The organism is Sphingopyxis sp. L1A2A, assembly GCF_005502465.1.
GTDB lineage: Bacteria > Pseudomonadota > Alphaproteobacteria > Sphingomonadales > Sphingomonadaceae > Sphingopyxis.
The window spans coordinates 113663-130434 of the sequence record NZ_SCOT01000008.1 but is presented as its reverse complement, the minus strand read 5'-3'; the positions used below and the strand labels follow the sequence as shown (position 1 = coordinate 130434).

The following is a 16772-nucleotide window of genomic DNA, read 5'->3' as shown; positions in this document are numbered from 1 at the left end:
GTCGAGGCGCGGGCGGGGGACGATGCGCGCGCGGCGCGGTGGGGGTAAGCCTCCTTCCCCCTTGATGGGGGAAGGATATGGAGCCTTATCGCGAAGCGATTAGGCGGAATTGGATGGGGGTGAGGCTGCGTCCTTGCACCGTCCATCTCAGGCCGAGACCGCACCCCCACCGCTGCGACTAGGCAGCAAGCTGCCAAGTCTCGCTGCCTCCCCCATAAAGGGGGAGGCGAGAAGACTAATCCCCCCGATGCTTCCGGAAAATATCCGCCAGCATCTTGAACTCATCCGCCCGCGGGCTGCCCTTGCGCCACACCAGCGCGATCGTCCGCCAGTCATGGTCCGAATCGAGCGGGCGGGTGTCGATGTCGGTGTGGTCGAGGATCCCGGCCTCGATCGCCATCTGCGGCAGCATGGTGATGCCAAGGCCGTTGTCGACCATCTGGACCAGCGTGTGCAGCGACGTCCCCATCATCCGCGCCCCGGCGCGCAGTTCGGGGCGGTTGCACGCGGCGAGGACGTGATCCTTCAGGCAATGGCCGTCCTCGAGCATCAGCATCTGCGCGGGGTCGATCTGGTCGGCGCTGACCATCGCGGGCAGGTCTTCGGACTGGTCGCCGGGGAAAGCGACGAACAGCGCGTCATCGAACAACGCCTCGCTTTCGACATCGCCGCAGCCATAGGGGAGGGCGAGCAGCACACAATCGACGGTGCCATGGTGCAGCGATTCGCACGCCTGCGCGCTCGGTTCCTCGCGCAGGAACAGCTTGAGCGCCGGTCGCTCGCGGCGCAGCAGCCGCAACATGCCGGGGAGCAGGAAGGGCGCGATCGTCGGGATCACGCTCATCCGAAGGTCACCGACCAGCGGCGCCGCGGCGGCCGCCGCCATGTCGGCGAGCTCCTCGGCCTCGCGCAGCACCCGGTGCGCCTTTTCAACGATGGCATTGCCGAGCCCGGTAAAGCGCACGACGCGGCGGGTGCGCTCGACCAGCGTCTGGCCGAGCAAAGTCTCAAGCTCGCGGATGCCCGCCGACAGCGTCGACTGGGTGACGTTGCACGCGTCGGCGGCGCGGCCGAAATGGCCATGTTCGTGCAACGCGACAAGATATTGCATCTGCTTGAGGGTCGGCAGGTAGTTTTGCATTGATCGGATATAGCCATGACGGCCGGAGTTTTGAACAATCCTGTCAATAAATATTCGTCACCATATCGGTGACGTCTGTTGCTGGCATCGATCACGCTATGATAGCCAGTCCCACCAAGTGATGGCGGAGGGGCGTGAATGGCGATTTCCCGTTTTCTGATCGGCGGTGTGGCGAGCGCGCTGCTCTTGACCGGCGGCCTGTTCATGTGGGCGGGCTATACCCAGATCGCCGAGGAGGAGGCGCTGCCGGAACCGCCGCCCGCGCTGGCGGCAATCCCGGTGGCGGGCGCGAATGCGCCGAAACGCGGCGCCCCGCCGCCCGTCTTGCCCGCCGCCAAGGAAGCCTCGCGCGAGGAGCGGCGCTTCAACCGCTTCGACCGCGACCGCAACGATCGGATCAGCCGCGTCGAGTTGATGGCGTCGCGCACCGCGGCATTTCGCAAGCTCGACAAGGACGGCAATAATCTGCTGACCTTTGAGGAGTGGGCGGCGGCAACCGGCGAGCGATTTGCCGGGGCCGATGGCGACCGGTCGGGCGATCTGACGCGCGCCGAATTTGCAACGACGGCGCCGAAGCGGGCGGCAAGGCCGAAGTGTAGTTGTTGAGGTTTCCTCCCCCTTGATGGGGGAGGCAGCGAGACTTGCCAGCTTGCTGGCTTAGTCGCAGCGGTGGGGGTGCGCTCTCGGCCTGAAACCACGGTGCCAGGACGCACCCTCACCCCCATCCAACTTCGCCTAATCGCTTCGCGATAAGGCTGCGTATCCTTCCCCCATCAAGGGGGAAGGGAGCTAGGCCGCGACACCCTCCGCCGTCTTCACCCACTCCGCGAGCGCCGCACCCGCGCGCTGCGTATATCCCAGCTTGCGATCCTTCTTGCGGACATCATCGGCGAGCGGCGGGAAGAGGCCGAAGTTGACGTTCATCGGCTGATAGCTCGCGGCATCGGCGCCGCCGGTGATATGGCCGAGCAGCGCGCCGAGCGCGGTTTCGCCCGGCGGCTGTGGCAGGTCGCGGCCCGCGAGTTCGGCGGCGGCAAAGCGCGCGGCGATCAGGCCGATCGCGGCGCTCTCGACATAGCCTTCGCAGCCGGTGATTTGTCCCGCAAAGCGGATATGTGGCGCCGATTTCAGGCGCAGCTGCGCATCGAGCAATTCGGGTGAGCGGATGAAGCTGTTGCGATGAAGCCCGCCCAGCCGCGCAAACTCGGCCTTTTCCAGGCCGGGGATGGTGCGGAACAGCTCGACCTGCGCCGCATGTTTCAGCTTGGTCTGAAAACCGACCATGTTCCACAACGTGCCGAGCGCATTGTCCTGGCGCAACTGGACCACGGCATAGGGCCAGCGCCCGGTGCGCGGGTTGTCGAGCCCGACGCCCTTCATCGGGCCAAAGCGCAGCGTTTCGGGGCCGCGCTCGGCCATCACCTCGATCGGCATGCAGCCTTCGAAATAGGGGGTGCTCGTCTCCCATTCCTTGAACTCGGTCTTGTCGCCATCGACCAGCCCTTGGACGAAGGCGTGGTACTGATCCTTGTCCATCGGGCAGTTGATATAATCCTTGCCGTCGCCGATCGGCCCGACCTTGTCCCAGCGGCTGGCCATCCAGGCGATGTCCATGTCGATGCTGTCGCGGTAGACGATCGGGGCGATCGCATCGAAAAAGGCGAGCGCGTCCTTGCCGGTTGCGGCGCCGATGCTCGACGCGAGGCCCGCGGCGGTCAGCGGGCCGGTGGCGACGATCGTCAGGCCTTCGCTGGGCAGCGTATCGATGCGTTCACGAACGATGTTAACATTGGGGTGATCGGCCAGCGCGCGGGTGACGCCGCCTGCAAACAGGTCGCGATCGACCGCAAGCGCCGAACCCGCGGGCACCTTGTAAACATCGGCCTCGCGCATGATGATCGAGCCGAGCGTCCGCATCTCGCGGTGGAGCAGGCCGACGGCGTTGCTGTCGCCATCGTCGCTGCGAAAGCTGTTCGAGCACACCATTTCGGCGAGCGCGTCGCCCTGATGCGCCGGGGTCATGTCACCGCCTCCCCGCATTTCGGACAGGCGGATGCGAAAGCCCGCCTCGGCGAGCTGCCAGGCGGCTTCGGATCCGGCGAGGCCGCCGCCGATGATGTGCACGTCGTATTCCGCCATTTACCCTATCCGTTGACTTGCGACCAATTCGCCGCGCAGTAGGCGCGTTGCGGGCAAGATGCAAAGAGGCGGGGCATGACGGAACAGGGTGTGGTCGGCAGCTGGGATCGCGCGCGCTGGCTATGGCTGGCGGCGCTGGCCGGCGGGATCAGCTATTTTGCGGCGGTCTATATGCGGCTCGACGGGCCAACGATCTGGGCGTGGAAGGCGTCGGGGGTCGGCCTGCTCGCAATCTGGGCCGCGGTAAATGCGCGCGGCGGCGACGGGCGGCTGATCGCGGCGGTGCTGGTATTCGGGGCGCTCGGCGATTGGTTGCTCGACGCGGTCGGGATGCTGTCGGGGGCGGCGGCGTTCGCGACCGGGCATCTGATCGCGATCATCCTGTATCTGCGCAACCGGCGGCCCCGCCTGACGTGGTCGCAAAAGCTGCTGGCATGGCTGCTGGTGCCGCTGGCGTTGGTCATCGCCTGGGGACTGACGCGCGGCGCCGAGCCCGCGCTGATGGGCGCGGCGATCGCCTATACCGGCGGGGTGGCGATCATGGCGGCGACCGCGTGGACCAGCCGTTTTCCGCGCTATCGCACCGGCATCGGTGCAATGGCGTTCCTCGCCAGCGACCTGTTCATCTTTGCCGGTGAGGGCGGCACGCTGAGCAAGGATGTCACGCTGTGGCTGGTGTGGCCGCTCTATTTCGGCGGGCAGGCGCTGATCGCGTGGGGGGTGGTGAGCACGCTGGCGAAGGAAGCGCGCGGTTGACCGTTTTCGACCGCAAGGCGACCTCTCCATGATCGTCACCCCGGACTTGATCCGGGGTCCATGACTTCAACGCCGCGGTGGATCCCGGATCAAGCCTGTCCTGAGCGTGTCGAAGGGTCCGGGATGACGAATGACAGGTAACCACCCCAAAGCTGCCATCCGCCGCTCAAAAAAACGCTGTCCTACATTATTCCGCTGTGCCAGCCTTCATCGCAGCTCTTTCAATTTGTAGGCAAAGGCGGTCGCCGCCCGGATTCCGGAGACGGCCAGGATCCGACCGCCCTCTGTCCGCCGAACACGACAAATCGGGCGCTGCACTAGGCTGAACTTTGCTGAACTTTGGCATGATGGCTCGGCGCAGGCCCGACCGGATCGCGGCCCCGGCCCGGGATAACCAAAGACGGCAATGTCCGCTCCCCATCCCAGAGCAGGCACCTCGGCCCGCGTCCTTACCCATCCCACGCCGCGATCGTCGTGCGGTGGAGCAGGCGGTCGTGGCCGTCGTAGCCGCCGGTGGCGCGGTGGAGCAGCGAGCGATTGTCCCATAGGATCAGCATGTCGGGCTCCCAGACATGGCTGTAGCGGAATTCCTCGCGGCCCTGCCATTGCAGCAGTTCATAGAGCAGCGGCAGCGCCTCGGCATCGTCCATGCCCTCGATACCCATGATGTAACCGGCACAGCCGAACAGGCCTTCGCGCCCCGTTTCGGGATGCTGGCGGATAAAGGGATGGGTCTGGGTCGCCAGCGCTTCCTCGCCCGAACGGATGTCCATGCTGCGATCCTTGTCGCCCGCGCCATACATCCCCGACGGCGCATAGCCGCCGCGCGCGCTGTGGATCGCGTTGCGACCCTCGATTTTTGCCCGGAGCGCATCGGGCATCGCACCCAGCGCGGCGTGCTGATTCGAGAAATCGGTGTTGCCGCCAACCGGCGGGATGGTGATCCCGTAAAGGCAGGTGCCCGCGGGCGGCCGCGCCTGAAAGCTCCAGTCGCTGTGCCAGTTTTCGGCGAACAGCGGCGAGGTTTCATCGGCGCGGCGCTTGACCGCGATGATGTGGTCGCGCCCGGGAATCGGTTTGATGAAAGGGTCGCCGCCGAAGCCACCGAAACATTGGGTGAAACGCTCAAGGTCATCGTCGCTCAGCCGCTGGTCGGGGAAGGCGAGGACATGGTGGTCGAGCCAGGCGGCGCGGATTCCGGCGACGGTGTCGGGGGCGAGCGGCTGGGTCAGGTCGACGCCGGTGACGCGGGCGCCGCAGGACTGGCCGCTGGGGGTGATGCCGAGGGTCATGGGGGAAGGTGCGCCGGTTGGGCGGCGGCGTCAATTGGGGCGATTCGGTACGGGCCCTAGACGTGCCCCTCTTTTTTCCTCATTCTGGCGACCTGCCGCGTGGAGGACAGACGATGAAAAGCCTGATCAAGATTGCGATGCCGCTGGGAATTGGCGTGGTGCTCGCGTCGCTTTCGGTTCCAGGAATCGCCGCGCTGCAAAAAGGCGCGAAGGCGCCCGATTTCACATTGAACGCTGCGCAGGGCGGCAAGCCGTTCAGCCTGTCGCTGAAACAGACGCTGAAGAAGGGGCCGCTCGTCCTCTACTTCTTCCCCGCCGCCTTTACCCCCGGGTGCACGCTGGAAGCGCATCTGTTCGCCGAAGCGAGTGATGATTTCGGTCGGCTGGGCGCACGCGTCGTCGGGGTGACCGCGGGCAATATCCACCGCGTCGCCGAATTTTCCAAGTCCGAATGCCGCGACAAATTCGCCGTCGCCGCCGACCCCGGCGCCAGGGTTGCGGCAAAATATGACACCGCGGTGCGCGGCGCCAATCAGACGATGCTCTCCAGCCGGACGTCCTATGTCATCGCGCCGAACGGCACCATATTGCTGAGCTATACCGATCCCAAGCCGCAGGCCCACATCGAAAAGACGATGGCGGCGGTGCGGGCGTGGAAGGCGAAGCGCCGTTGATCGGATTTTGATCCTCCCCATGGCTTCGCCGCAGGGGGGGGATATCTTCTTCATCGTCATCCCGGGCTTGATCCGGGATCCATAGCCGCGCTGTCGTCATGGATCCCGGGTCAAGCCCGGGATGACGATAGTGGGGAAGTCGGCGGCGGCTCCTCACCCCAAAGCAGACATCCGCTCGGCAACGCCTCTCCGGGGCTACGGCTACAGCCCGCGGTGACGAAGAACGGACGGGTTTGGGCCTAGTCCCGCTTCTGCAAACTCACCACCGCGTGGATCGGCAGTTCGGCATACAGGTGCGGGAACAGGTCGCCGCCGCGCGCTTCTTCCCAGCGGATCGCGTCGCCGAGGAGGATCAGGTCGACCTCGGCGATCATCAGCGGGGACTGGCCCGCGAAATGCTTGGAGATCGTGCTCTCTAGCTGCTCATCGGTCGACAGGTGGATATAGCCGTCGGCGATGTCGACCGGGGCGCCGCGGAACACGCGTTCGCGTTCGAAATCGGCCCATTGCTGCTGGGTCAGCACCTTGAAGGCGGTCGAGGCGGTCATTCGGACGGGGCCTCGGTCGGGGTTTCGGCGTCGGGGGTGTCGCCCGCGCTGCCTTCGCCCGCGGTGTTTTCGACGCCTTCGACTTCCTCCTCGTCGCTGTCCTCGATCAGGGCCGCCGACACGACATGTTCGTTGTTCGCCACGTCGAACAGGCGGACGCCCGCCGAACCGCGGCCGATGACGCGCATCGAATCGAGCCCCATGCGGATCAGCTTCGCCTGATCGGTGACCAGCATCAGCTGATGCAATTTGGTGGCGGGGAAGCTGGCGACGACCAGGCCGTTGCGCGCGATATTGTCGATGTTGGTGATGCCCTGACCCCCGCGACCGGTGCGGCGATATTCATAGGCCGACGACAGCTTGCCATAGCCGTTGGCGCAGACGGTCAGGATGAACTGTTCGCGCGCGGCGAGCTCTTCCATGCGGTCGGCGGGCAGGGTCGGGGCGTTCTCATTATCCTTCCACGGCGCGGCGCGCAGATAGGCTTCGCGCTCGTCGCCGGTCGTGCCGACGCGGTGGAGGATCGACAGCGAGATGACCTCGTCGCCTGCGGCGAGGCGCATGCCGCGCACCCCGGTCGAATTGCGGCTCTGGAATTCGCGGACGTCGTCGCCGGCAAACCGGATCGCCTTGCCCTGGCGCGTCGCGAGCAGGACATCGTCGCTCTCGTCGAGCAAGGCGACGCCGATCAGCCGGTCATCCTCGTCCTCGCCCTCGAACTTCATCGCGATCTTGCCGTTCGAAGGCACGTTGGTGAAGGCGTCCATGCTGTTGCGGCGCACGCTGCCCTTCGCCGTTGCGAACATGACGTGGAGCTTGCCCCACTCGGTCTCGTCCTCGGGCAGTGGAAGAACGGTCGAGATCGTCTCGTCCTTGCCGAGCGGCAGCAGGTTGACCATCGGGCGGCCGCGCGTCGCGGGGCCGCCTTCGGGCAGGCGCCACACTTTCATGCGGTACACTTTGCCGAGGGTCGAGAAGAACAGCACCGGGGTGTGCGTCGAGGTGACGAACATTTCGGTGACGACATCCTCGTCCTTCGTCGCCATGCCGGCGCGGCCCTTGCCGCCGCGGCGCTGGGCGCGGAAGCTGTCGAGGGTGGTGCGCTTGATATAGCCGTCGAGGGTGACGGTAACGACCATCTCCTCGCGCTCGATCAGATCTTCGTCGTCGATGCCGTCGGCGGCGGGGGCGAGGAGGGTGCGGCGCGGCTTGGCGAATTCGTCGCGCACCGCGATCAGCTCGTCGCGCATCACCGCGATCAGCTTGTCGCGGTTGGCGAGGATGCTCAGCAGTTCCTCAATTTCGTTCGCCAGTTCCTTAAGTTCCTTGCCGATTTCATCACGGCCGAGTGCGGTGAGGCGGTGCAGGCGGAGGTCGAGGATTGCCTTCACCTGCACTTCGGACAGACGATAGCTCGCGCTGGCGTCGAGCTCGCCGTCGATTGCTTCGACGAGGCGGATATAGGGGGCGATGTCACCGATCGGCCATTCGCGCGTCAGCAGCGCTTCGCGTGCCGCCGCGGGACTGGACGAACCGCGGATGATGCGGACGACTTCGTCGAGATTGCTCACCGCGACGACGAGGCCGAGCAAGATGTGGGCGCGGTCGCGCGCCTTGTTCAGTTCGAACTTGCAGCGGCGGGTGATCACTTCCTCGCGGAAGTCGATGAACGCCGACAGGATCGTTTTCAGCCCCATCATTTCGGGGCGGCCGCCGCGGATCGCGAGCATGTTGGCGGGGAAGCTCGACTGCGCCGGCGTGTGGCGCCACAGCTGGTTGAGCACGACCTCAGCGGTCGCGTCGCGCTTCAGTTCGATGACGACGCGGACGCCCTCGCGGTTCGATTCGTCGCGGATGTCGGAAACACCCTCGATGCGCTTGTCGCGCGCCGCTTCGGCGATCTTCTCGACCAGTCCCGACTTGCCGACCTGGAACGGAATCGACGTCAAAACAATCGACTGGCGGTCGTTCCTGCCTTCTTCGATGATATGCGTCGCGCGCATCATCACCGAGCCGCGGCCGGTGGCGTAAGCATTGCGCGCCCCGCCCTGACCCAGCATCAGCGCGCCGGTCGGGAAATCGGGACCGGGGATGATCGCCATCAGTTCGTCGAGGGTGATTTCGGGGTTGTCGATCGTCGCGAGCGTCGCGTTGATCACTTCGCCCAGATTGTGCGGCGGGATGTTGGTCGCCATGCCGACCGCGATGCCGCCGGCGCCGTTGACGAGCAGATTGGGGTAGCGCGCGGGCAGGACGGTCGGTTCGGATTCGGACCCGTCGTAATTGGGCTGGAAGTCGACGGTGTCCTTGTCGAGATCGCCGAGCAGGGTGTTCGCGACCTTGGCCAGGCGCGATTCGGTGTAGCGCATCGCCGCCGGCGGATCGGGGTCCATTGAGCCGAAATTGCCCTGACCCTCGACGAGCGGCACGCTCATCGACCAGTCCTGCGTCATGCGCGCCAGCGCGTCGTAGATCGAGCTGTCGCCGTGCGGGTGATATTTACCCATGACGTCACCGACGATACGCGCCGATTTGCGATAGGGGCGGCCCGCGACATAGCCGCTTTCAAACGCCGAATAGAGGATGCGCCGGTGCACCGGCTTCAGGCCATCGCGCACGTCGGGCAGCGCGCGGCTGACGATCACGCTCATCGCGTAATCGAGGTAGCTTGTCTTCATTTCGTCGACGATATTGATCGGCGAAATACCGTCTTCGGACGGCGGCGTCGGCGTATTTTCTTCGGTCAAGACCCGGCCTTTTTTCTGCTTTTCGGGAGGTGATTTTTACCTAGCCGACGGTGGCGGGAAATGCCAGCGATTCGGTGGGTTTTCAGGGAATGATTTCGCTGCCGTCCCACGCGAAAATCCGGCCGGTTTGGGCGGGTGTCAGCGCGCCCAACACGCGCAGCAGATTGGCGGCGGCGGCGGGCGGCGCGATCAGCTTTTCGGCGGGCACGCCGCGCTGGAAGGGCGCCGACAGGCCGGTGTCGACGGTACCGGGATGCAGCGCGACGACGACCGCATCGGGGTTGCGCCGCGCCTCAGCGATCGCAAAGCCGCGCACCAGCTGGTTGAGCGCGGCTTTCGCGGCGCGATAGCTGTACCAGCCGCCGCTGCGGTTATCGCCGATGCTGCCGACCCGCGCCGACAGCGCCGCGAATACCGTGCGCCCGCGGCGGGGCAGCAGCGGCAGGAAATATTTGGCGATCAGGGCGGGGCCGATCGTGTTGACCGCAAAATTGCGCGCCATCCAGTCGGGATCGATGTCGGCCAGCGCACGTTCGGGGCGGTGGTCGCTGGCGTGAAGGAGGCCGGTGGCGACGATTACCAATCGCGGCGCCGGGCCACCATCGCGGACGAACGCCGCGGCGGCCGCGACCGAGGCCTCGTCGGTGAGGTCGATGTGGTGCGGGGCAGGCAGCGCGCGGGCGAAGCGGTGGATGACGTCATGGCGTCCCTCGGCTTGCAGCGCGCCGGCAAGCGCGGCGCCGATGCCGCCCGAAGCGCCGATGATGATGGCCGATCCGCGATCTGTCACGCGGGCGGCGTATCACGCCCCGCCGCGGCCCGACAAGCATGCTTGCCAAACCGGTGCGGCGCCATATGACGGTGAGCCGTGACGTCTCAACATCATCGCGCCCGCCGATGGCTCTGATTGCGCTGATCGGCGCCAGCGAAGTCTTGCCCGACGGCGGGCTGCGCGCGCTCGTCACCGTCGCCGGCGAAACGCTGATCGAGCGGCAGGCAGCGCGGCTCGCGGACGTCGGGGTGACGCATGTCGCGGTCGCGGTCGCAGCGCTTCCCGCCGACCTGCTCGCCACCTGTGACCGGATCCGCCGCCGCGGGCTGAAAGTGACCCCGGTGCGCGCCGCCGCCGACCTGATGGGCCTGGTGCAGGGCGACGACCGCATCATTCTGGTGTCCGACGGGCTGCGGGCGGGCGGGACGCATTATGCTGCGATCGCCAAGCCTGGGGCGCCCGCGATCCTCGTCACCGGCGACACGCCGCTGACGCAGGGCTTTGAACGCATCGATGCAACGCGGCGCTGGGGCGGGCTGGCTAGCATTTCGGAGCCGATGGTCGCCGAACTCGCGGCGATGCCGGGCGAATGGGACATGATGCTCACCCTGCTGCGGCTGGCGGTGCAATCGGGCGCGCGGCGGCTCTATTGCGAACCGGCGTTGTTCGAACAGGGCGAGATCGCGATCGTCACCGATCGGCCAACCGCGGCGCTGATCGAGCAATCGAGCCTGCAACAGGTTGAATATGGCGGAATGGGGTTCGGGCGGTCGGCGATCATGATGCCGCTGATCCGGCTTGCCGGACCGCTGCTGGTCAAATCGCCGACGACGGCGCGGACTCTCCCCTATATCACCGCGGCGTTGTGGCTGGCGGTAGCGGCGCTGGCGGCGAGCGGGCTGGCGGCGGCGGGGGCGCTGGTCGCGATCGTCGGCGGGTTTGGCCTGACCGCGATGCGCTTCCTGTCGGCCTTCCGCGCCGAAAGCGCGGCGCAGGACCGGGTGCGCGACGTCATCCGCACCTTTGCGTGGGTCTTGCTTGCAGTTTTCCCGTGGCTGGTGTCGCTGGCGGGGCCGGGGCATCGGATGCCCTTGTTTTCCGAGGCCGCCTTGGCGCCATGCCTGGCCGCGACGATCCTGCTCGCGCGGGCGCTGTACGAGGATTCGGGCGAGCGGCGGCGCTTCCACTGGCTGCTGCCCGATGCCGATCAGGCGTGGATCATGCTGGCACCGGCGCTGTTGTTCGGCTTTGCGTCGCTGATGTTCGCGATCCTGCCGCTGCTCGCGCTGCTCCAGATTCTGGTCTGGCTGCGGTTGGCGCGGCGCCCGGAAGCGCGCTAAAACAAAGCGCTTCAAGGTTTAGCGCGTATTAACGCCATCCTGCTATCCGCGATCGTGCATGACTGACTCCGTCTCCTCGTCCGGCATCGATCCGCTGTCCGCGCGTTTGCGCGAGCTTGCCGACTATCTGGCGGCGCCCGCGGTGGGGCGGTTGACCGAGGAGCAGCGCGCGCTGTCGCTGGGCATCGCGCGTCGGCTGGTCGTCGATGTGGCGGAGCGGCTCGATCGCAGCATCGACACCGAGGGTTTGTGGCGCGAATGGCTGCGCGGCGGATTGCCAGGCGCCGATCGGCTGGCGCGCCTCTGTTTCGCGCGCGCCGAGGAGCATCGCTGGCGCGACCTGTCGGCGCAGCGCAGCAGCCCGCCGCCGATCCTGCCCGACGCTGACGAGGCGGGCGCCGATGCGCCGTCGGTCGGTACGCCGCTATCCGACATCGATCGCGCCTATCTGGCGTTGCAGATCGCCGATCGCCGCCGCTTCGATGCGCTAGGCCACCCCGCGCTGGCCATTGCCGATCTTGACGGCGCGGTTTTTCGCGCGCTGCTGCTCGACATCGCGGCGTGGCGGCTGGCCGAGGTCAGCCAGTATCAAGCACGCGCAGCCGAACTGGGCGAAGCGGTGCGCGTTGCTACCGAACGCCAGACTGAGGGGCGCGGCATTGCCGACGCGGGCGCCGCTTATCACAAGATTTTGGGCGCGGGACTGTCCGAGGCCGCAGGACAGGCGATCGCGCGGCACGACTGGCCGACGCTGATCGCGCTCGCCGCCGCGGCGCATCGCCGCAGTTATGACGATATGGCGCTGGCGTTGCTGACGGCAGAGACCGCCGCACTGCCGTCGCTGCTCGCGCCGCTGCACCTCGATCGCACCGCGCTGGCGCCGCTCGAAGCGTCGCTGGCGATGTTGCCGTCGCGCGCGGTCTCCGACGACAGCGCGCGCGATTATGGCGAGATGCTGGCTCCGGGGCGGATCACGCGATGAGCGAGCGGGTCGTCCGCGGCCGGATCGACCGGTCCGGCGCGCTGGTCAGCGCCGACGCGCCGCTGCTGCGGTTGCAACAGCGCGCGGGCGCGGGGCTGGGCAAGCCGCTGGCGCTGCCGCATCTGGCGCGGCTGGTCGCGCTGGCGCAGCGGCTGCACCGCGATATCAGCCGTCCGCTGCACGCCGCCGACGACCATAGCGATATTCACGCGCTTGTCCGGATCATCCCCGACGCCGATGGCGCCAGTCTCGAGATCAGCGACTGGCGCACGCGCCCGGTGGCGCAGCCGCAGATTCCGGCGATCGCCGATAATATCGTGATCCCGCACGGCTGGACGTGGGAGTGCGACCAGCAATTGCGGGTGGTCGCCTTGCGCGCCGCGCCCGACACGCCGCCGGTCCCCGCCGATTGGGAAGGGCGCTCGCTGTCCGAATTGTTCGAGCTGCAACCCGACGGCGACGGCCGTTTTCCGGTGCTGCGCGCGCTGGCGCGGCAATCGCGTTTCGACGGCCAGCATGTACAGGCCGATGCCCCCGCCGGACGGCTGGCGATGACACTGTCGGGCGACGCGCTGTTCGATGCGGTCGGGCGCTTCACCGGGTTTCGCGGTGCGGCGGTGGTGGCCGACGGTGACGCGGCGGCCGACTCGGTGCCCGCCGCCGTGCTGGTCGATCCCGCGTTCGGCTCGTTGCCGCTGTCCGACCCGCAATTCGGTCGCCGCATCGACGGCGCGCTGCGCGGGCCGCTCAGCCGGATCATCGCGACCGCCGAGACGATCTCGGGCCAGTTCGATGGCCCGATCCGCGCCGATTATGCCCGCTACGCGGGCGACATTGCCCATGCCGGACGGCATTTGCTGGGACTGGTCGACGATCTGGCCGATCTGCAGAATATCGAGCGCCCGGGGTTCAAGGCCGCCGCCGACGAAATCGATCTGGGCGATCTGGCGCGCCGCGCGGTCGGCCTGCTCGGCATGAAGGCCGAGGAAAAGGGCATCCGCATCGATGCCCCGCGCACCGACGACAAGGCGCCCGCGACGGGCGAGTTCCGCCGCGTGTTGCAGGTGCTGCTCAACCTGCTGGGCAACGCGATCCGCTATTCGCCGGACCATTCGCAAATCTGGATCCGCGTCGACCGCGAGGATGACCGGGCGATGGTGACGGTTGCCGACCAGGGGCAGGGGATCGACGCCGAACAACAGGCGGTGGTGTTCGAGAAATTCGAGCGGCTGGGCCGCACCGACAGCGGCGGTTCGGGGCTGGGGCTGTATATTGCACGGCGGCTGGCGCGGGCGATGGACGGCGATCTGACGGTGGATAGCGCGCCGGGGCAGGGGGCGCGGTTTACGCTGAGCCTGCCGGCGCGGGATGTGGGGTAGGCGGCGACTTAAGGGTGTTGAACTGCTCTCATATCTTCGTCATCCCGGACTTGATCCGGGGTCCGTGACCCCTTGCACTGCCCTATACTGCGAGGGCGGATGGATCCCGGATCAAGTCCGGGAAGACGACAGTGTAGGGTTGCAACTGGTCGAAACCGCGCATCACAAAAAAAGGGGGGCCGTTTAGGCCCCCTTTTTCGTTTTTAGTTTTAGGCCCGATCAGCGCTGACCCACCGGCACATAGTCTCGCGGTGCCGGGCCGGTGTACAGCTGGCGCGGGCGGCCGATTTTCTGGGCGGGGTCGGAGATCATCTCGTTCCACTGCGCAACCCAGCCGACGGTGCGGGCCAGCGCGAACAGCGCGGTGAACATCGTCGTCGGGAAGCCGATCGCCGACAGGATGACACCCGAATAGAAATCGACGTTCGGGAACAGCTTCTTCTCGACGAAATAGGGATCGCTGAGCGCCATTTCCTCGAGCTGCAGCGCGACTTCGAACACCGGGTCGTTGACCTTGAGCGCTTCGAACACTTCGCGCACGGTCTTCTGCATCACCGTCGCGCGCGGGTCGTAGTTCTTATAGACGCGGTGGCCAAAGCCCATCAGGCGGAACGGATCGTCCTTGTCCTTGGCGCGCGCGATATATTCGGGGATGCGTTCGGGGCGGCCGATTTCGCGCAGCATGTTGAGCGCCGCTTCGTTGGCGCCGCCGTGCGCCGGACCCCACAGGCATGCGATGCCCGCCGCGATGCACGCGAAGGGATTGGCGCCCGACGAACCGGCGAGGCGAACGGTCGAGGTCGACGCGTTCTGCTCATGATCGGCGTGGAGGATGAAGATGCGGTCGAGCGCGCGCTCGACGACCGGGTTGACGACATATTCCTCGGCGGGAACGCCAAAGGTCATGCGCAGGAAATTGCCGGTGTAGCTGAGCGAATTGTCGGGATAGACGAACGGCTGGCCGACCGAATATTTATACGCCATCGCGGCGATCGTCGGCATTTTGGCGATCAGCCGGTGGCTGGCGATCATCCGCTGGTGCGGATCGTGGATCTCGGTCGAATCATGATAAAAAGCGCTGAGCGCGCCGACGACGCCGCACATGATCGCCATCGGATGCGCATCGCGGCGGAAGCCGCGGTAAAAGGTTGCGAGCTGTTCGTGCAGCATCGTGTGGCGGGTGATCGTGTTGTCGAAATCGGCCAGTTCGGCCGCGTTCGGCAGTTCGCCGTTGAGCAGCAGGTAACAGGTTTCCATGAAGCTGGAATTTTCGGCGAGGTCGCCGATCGCGTAGCCGCGGTGGAGCAGCACACCCTCGTCGCCGTCGATATAGGTGATCTGCGATTCGCAGCTCGCGGTCGAGGTGAAGCCCGGATCGTAGGTAAAGGCACCGGTCTGGGCATAGAATTTGCGGATGTCGACGACATCGGGACCGATCGTGCCCGACAAGACCGGGCTTTCGACGATCTTGTCGCCCAGGGTGATTTTTGCGGGCTGGTCGGTCATATATTTTTCCCTGTTCTGGCGGCGAGGAGAGAGCGTGGCTACGCCCCTGCCGGATGTTGTTGCGCTGCGTCAAGTCGGGCCAGACTGACATCACGCCCGAGCAGCAACAGCACGTCGAAAATCCCTGGGGAAACGGTCCGGCCGGTTAGGGCAGCGCGTAAAGGGCCAGCCAATTTGCCGAGCCCCAGTTCGGCGGCTTCGGCTTCGGCCCGCACGGCGGCGTCCAGCTCTTCTATCGTCCATTGGTTCAGCCCGCGCAGCCGCTGCGTCACGGCAGCCAGCAAGCCTTCGGGCGCGGCCTTTAGCACCTCGGCAGCCTTTTCGTCCACCGGCAACGGATCGACCTGAAACAGGAACATCGCGCCGTAGGCAATCTCGTCCAGCGTCTTGGCGCGGGGTTTGAGCGATTCCATGGCGCGCGTCAGCGTGCCGCGTTCGGCGTCGTCCAGCGCGCGGCCAGCGAGCGTTTCGACGCGCGGCGCGACCAGCCCGGCGAGCCGCGCATCATCGGCCTCGCGCAGATAATGGCCGTTGAGATTTTCGAGCTTTTTGAAGTCGAAACGCGAGGGCGAGCGCCCGACATGGGCGAGATCGAACCATTCGGTCGCCTGTTCGCGGCTGATGATCTCGTCGTCGCCATGGCCCCAGCCGAGGCGCAGCAGATAATTGTTCACCGCTTCGGGCAGATACCCCATTTCGTCGCGATAGGCATCGACGCCGAGCGCGCCGTGGCGCTTCGACAGCTTCGCGCCGTCGGCGCCGTGAATCAGCGGCACATGGGCATAGACGGGCTCGCGCCAGTTCATCGAGCGGATCAACGCCAGTTGGCGGAAGGCGTTGTTGAGATGATCGTCGCCGCGGATGACGTGGGTGACGCCCATGTCATTATCGTCGACGACGACGCTGAGCATATAGGTCGGGGTGCCGTCGCTGCGCAGCAGCACGAAATCGTCGAGTTCGGCGTTCTGGACGGTGACGTCGCCTTGCACCTTGTCGGCGATCGTCGCGGCGCCATCCTGCGGCGCGCGCAGGCGCACGACGTGCGGCACCGACGGATCGCCGTCGTCGCGGTCGCGCCACGGGCTGCGGACACGAAAGGGCAGGCGCTTTTCCTGCGCTTCGGCGCGCATTGCGGCGAGTTCGTCCTGGGTCAGGTAACAGCGATAGGCCTCGCCCTTGGCCATCAGATCGGCCGCGACGGCGGCGTGGCGGTCGGCGCGGGCGAACTGGAACACGGTTTCGCCGTCCCAGTCGAGGCCCAGCCATTGCATCCCGTCGATGATCGCGTCGATCGCGGCGTCGGTCGACCGGGCGCGGTCGGTATCCTCGATCCGTAGCAGGAATTTGCCGCCATGGTGACGCGCGAACAGCCAGTTGAACAGTGCCGTGCGCGCGCCGCCGATGTGCAGGAAACCGGTGGGCGAGGGCGCGAAGCGCGTCACCACGTCGGTGCCGGTTGCTTCTGTCAAACTGGTTTGAATATCGGTTGCCACCCA

14 protein-coding genes are annotated in these 16772 nt (G+C 66.4%); 6 read left to right on the top strand and 8 right to left on the bottom strand.

The features are described 5' to 3' along the window. Positions 1 to 235: 235 nt before the first annotated feature. A complete protein-coding gene (locus FFS68_RS07750) occupies positions 236 to 1141 on the bottom strand; it encodes a hydrogen peroxide-inducible genes activator (RefSeq protein WP_137752602.1) in 906 nt (301 codons plus the stop codon). A 138-nt stretch (positions 1142 to 1279) separates the two neighbouring features. On the opposite strand from FFS68_RS07750, the gene FFS68_RS07745 reads away from it, so the two are divergent. Beyond that, positions 1280 to 1747: an EF-hand domain-containing protein gene (locus FFS68_RS07745; RefSeq protein ID WP_171003777.1), complete on the top strand. Its 468-nt coding sequence runs from the start codon at positions 1280 to 1282 to the stop codon at positions 1745 to 1747. Positions 1748 to 1930: 183 nt separating this feature from the next. Here FFS68_RS07745 and trmFO read toward each other — a convergent pair whose 3' ends face one another. Beyond that, positions 1931 to 3280 (bottom strand): methylenetetrahydrofolate--tRNA-(uracil(54)-C(5))-methyltransferase (FADH(2)-oxidizing) TrmFO, encoded by a 1350-nt coding sequence (trmFO, locus tag FFS68_RS07740; protein WP_137752601.1) that lies wholly within the window; start codon positions 3278 to 3280, stop codon positions 1931 to 1933. A gap of 75 nt (positions 3281 to 3355) precedes the next feature. On the opposite strand from trmFO, the gene FFS68_RS07735 reads away from it, so the two are divergent. Then, positions 3356 to 4036, top strand: a complete 681-nt coding sequence (locus FFS68_RS07735) for a lysoplasmalogenase (protein ID WP_137752600.1) — start codon at positions 3356 to 3358, stop codon at positions 4034 to 4036. Between the two features lie 449 nt (positions 4037 to 4485). Here the strand turns inward: FFS68_RS07735 and FFS68_RS07730 are convergent, their stop codons facing one another. Further along, positions 4486 to 5328 carry a TauD/TfdA family dioxygenase gene (locus FFS68_RS07730; RefSeq protein ID WP_137752599.1) on the bottom strand — a complete coding sequence of 281 codons (843 nt, stop codon included), beginning with the start codon at positions 5326 to 5328 and terminating at the stop codon, positions 4486 to 4488. 113 nt (positions 5329 to 5441) lie between these two features. Here FFS68_RS07730 and FFS68_RS07725 point away from each other — a divergent pair, with 113 nt between their 5' ends. Beyond that, positions 5442 to 6002, top strand: coding sequence for a peroxiredoxin (locus tag FFS68_RS07725; protein WP_137752598.1), 561 nt, complete (start codon positions 5442 to 5444; stop codon positions 6000 to 6002). 239 nt (positions 6003 to 6241) lie between these two features. Here FFS68_RS07725 and FFS68_RS07720 read toward each other — a convergent pair whose 3' ends face one another. From FFS68_RS07720 to FFS68_RS07710, 3 genes are all read right to left on the bottom strand, one after another. After that, positions 6242 to 6550 (bottom strand): DUF952 domain-containing protein, encoded by a 309-nt coding sequence (locus FFS68_RS07720; RefSeq protein WP_137752597.1) that lies wholly within the window; start codon positions 6548 to 6550, stop codon positions 6242 to 6244. Further along, positions 6547 to 9297: a DNA gyrase subunit A gene (gene gyrA / locus FFS68_RS07715; RefSeq protein ID WP_137752596.1), complete on the bottom strand. Its 2751-nt coding sequence runs from the start codon at positions 9295 to 9297 to the stop codon at positions 6547 to 6549. Before gyrA ends, FFS68_RS07720 begins: the two co-directional genes overlap by 4 nt. A gap of 82 nt (positions 9298 to 9379) precedes the next feature. Next, positions 9380 to 10087 carry an SDR family NAD(P)-dependent oxidoreductase gene (locus FFS68_RS07710; protein WP_137752595.1) on the bottom strand — a complete coding sequence of 236 codons (708 nt, stop codon included), beginning with the start codon at positions 10085 to 10087 and terminating at the stop codon, positions 9380 to 9382. A gap of 107 nt (positions 10088 to 10194) precedes the next feature. Here FFS68_RS07710 and FFS68_RS07705 point away from each other — a divergent pair, with 107 nt between their 5' ends. From FFS68_RS07705 to FFS68_RS07695, 3 genes are read left to right on the top strand one after another with little or no spacing between them, the layout of a single operon-like run. Further along, the gene (locus FFS68_RS07705) at positions 10195 to 11409 is read left to right on the top strand and encodes a hypothetical protein (RefSeq protein ID WP_137752594.1); all 1215 of its coding nucleotides are present in this window, start codon (positions 10195 to 10197) and stop codon (positions 11407 to 11409) included. A 58-nt stretch (positions 11410 to 11467) separates the two neighbouring features. Further along, positions 11468 to 12391 carry a hypothetical protein gene (locus FFS68_RS07700; RefSeq protein ID WP_137752593.1) on the top strand — a complete coding sequence of 308 codons (924 nt, stop codon included), beginning with the start codon at positions 11468 to 11470 and terminating at the stop codon, positions 12389 to 12391. Continuing rightward, the gene (locus FFS68_RS07695; RefSeq protein ID WP_137752592.1) at positions 12388 to 13770 is read left to right on the top strand and encodes a HAMP domain-containing sensor histidine kinase; all 1383 of its coding nucleotides are present in this window, start codon (positions 12388 to 12390) and stop codon (positions 13768 to 13770) included. The genes FFS68_RS07700 and FFS68_RS07695 overlap by 4 nt, the downstream gene beginning before the upstream one ends. Before the next feature lie 219 nt (positions 13771 to 13989). Here the strand turns inward: FFS68_RS07695 and FFS68_RS07690 are convergent, their stop codons facing one another. Together FFS68_RS07690 and gltX are read right to left on the bottom strand one after the other, a co-directional pair. Then, positions 13990 to 15276 carry a citrate synthase gene (locus FFS68_RS07690; protein ID WP_137752591.1) on the bottom strand — a complete coding sequence of 429 codons (1287 nt, stop codon included), beginning with the start codon at positions 15274 to 15276 and terminating at the stop codon, positions 13990 to 13992. A gap of 38 nt (positions 15277 to 15314) precedes the next feature. Next, positions 15315 to 16769 (bottom strand): glutamate--tRNA ligase, encoded by a 1455-nt coding sequence (gltX, locus tag FFS68_RS07685; RefSeq protein ID WP_137752590.1) that lies wholly within the window; start codon positions 16767 to 16769, stop codon positions 15315 to 15317. Positions 16770 to 16772: the final 3 nt, after the last annotated feature.

What these genes read in the sequence shown, in the direction of transcription:
- FFS68_RS07750 (WP_137752602.1), bottom strand. Translation starts at nt 1,141, where the DNA reads ATGCAAAACTACCTGCCGACCCTCAAGCAGATGCAATATCTTGTCGCG.
- FFS68_RS07745 (WP_171003777.1), top strand. Translation starts at nt 1,280, where the DNA reads ATGGCGATTTCCCGTTTTCTGATCGGCGGTGTGGCGAGCGCGCTGCTC.
- trmFO (WP_137752601.1), bottom strand. Translation starts at nt 3,280, where the DNA reads ATGGCGGAATACGACGTGCACATCATCGGCGGCGGCCTCGCCGGATCC.
- FFS68_RS07735 (WP_137752600.1), top strand. Translation starts at nt 3,356, where the DNA reads ATGACGGAACAGGGTGTGGTCGGCAGCTGGGATCGCGCGCGCTGGCTA.
- FFS68_RS07730 (WP_137752599.1), bottom strand. Translation starts at nt 5,328, where the DNA reads ATGACCCTCGGCATCACCCCCAGCGGCCAGTCCTGCGGCGCCCGCGTC.
- FFS68_RS07725 (WP_137752598.1), top strand. Translation starts at nt 5,442, where the DNA reads ATGAAAAGCCTGATCAAGATTGCGATGCCGCTGGGAATTGGCGTGGTG.
- FFS68_RS07720 (WP_137752597.1), bottom strand. Translation starts at nt 6,550, where the DNA reads ATGACCGCCTCGACCGCCTTCAAGGTGCTGACCCAGCAGCAATGGGCC.
- FFS68_RS07705 (WP_137752594.1), top strand. Translation starts at nt 10,195, where the DNA reads ATGGCTCTGATTGCGCTGATCGGCGCCAGCGAAGTCTTGCCCGACGGC.
- FFS68_RS07700 (WP_137752593.1), top strand. Translation starts at nt 11,468, where the DNA reads ATGACTGACTCCGTCTCCTCGTCCGGCATCGATCCGCTGTCCGCGCGT.
- FFS68_RS07695 (WP_137752592.1), top strand. Translation starts at nt 12,388, where the DNA reads ATGAGCGAGCGGGTCGTCCGCGGCCGGATCGACCGGTCCGGCGCGCTG.
- FFS68_RS07690 (WP_137752591.1), bottom strand. Translation starts at nt 15,276, where the DNA reads ATGACCGACCAGCCCGCAAAAATCACCCTGGGCGACAAGATCGTCGAA.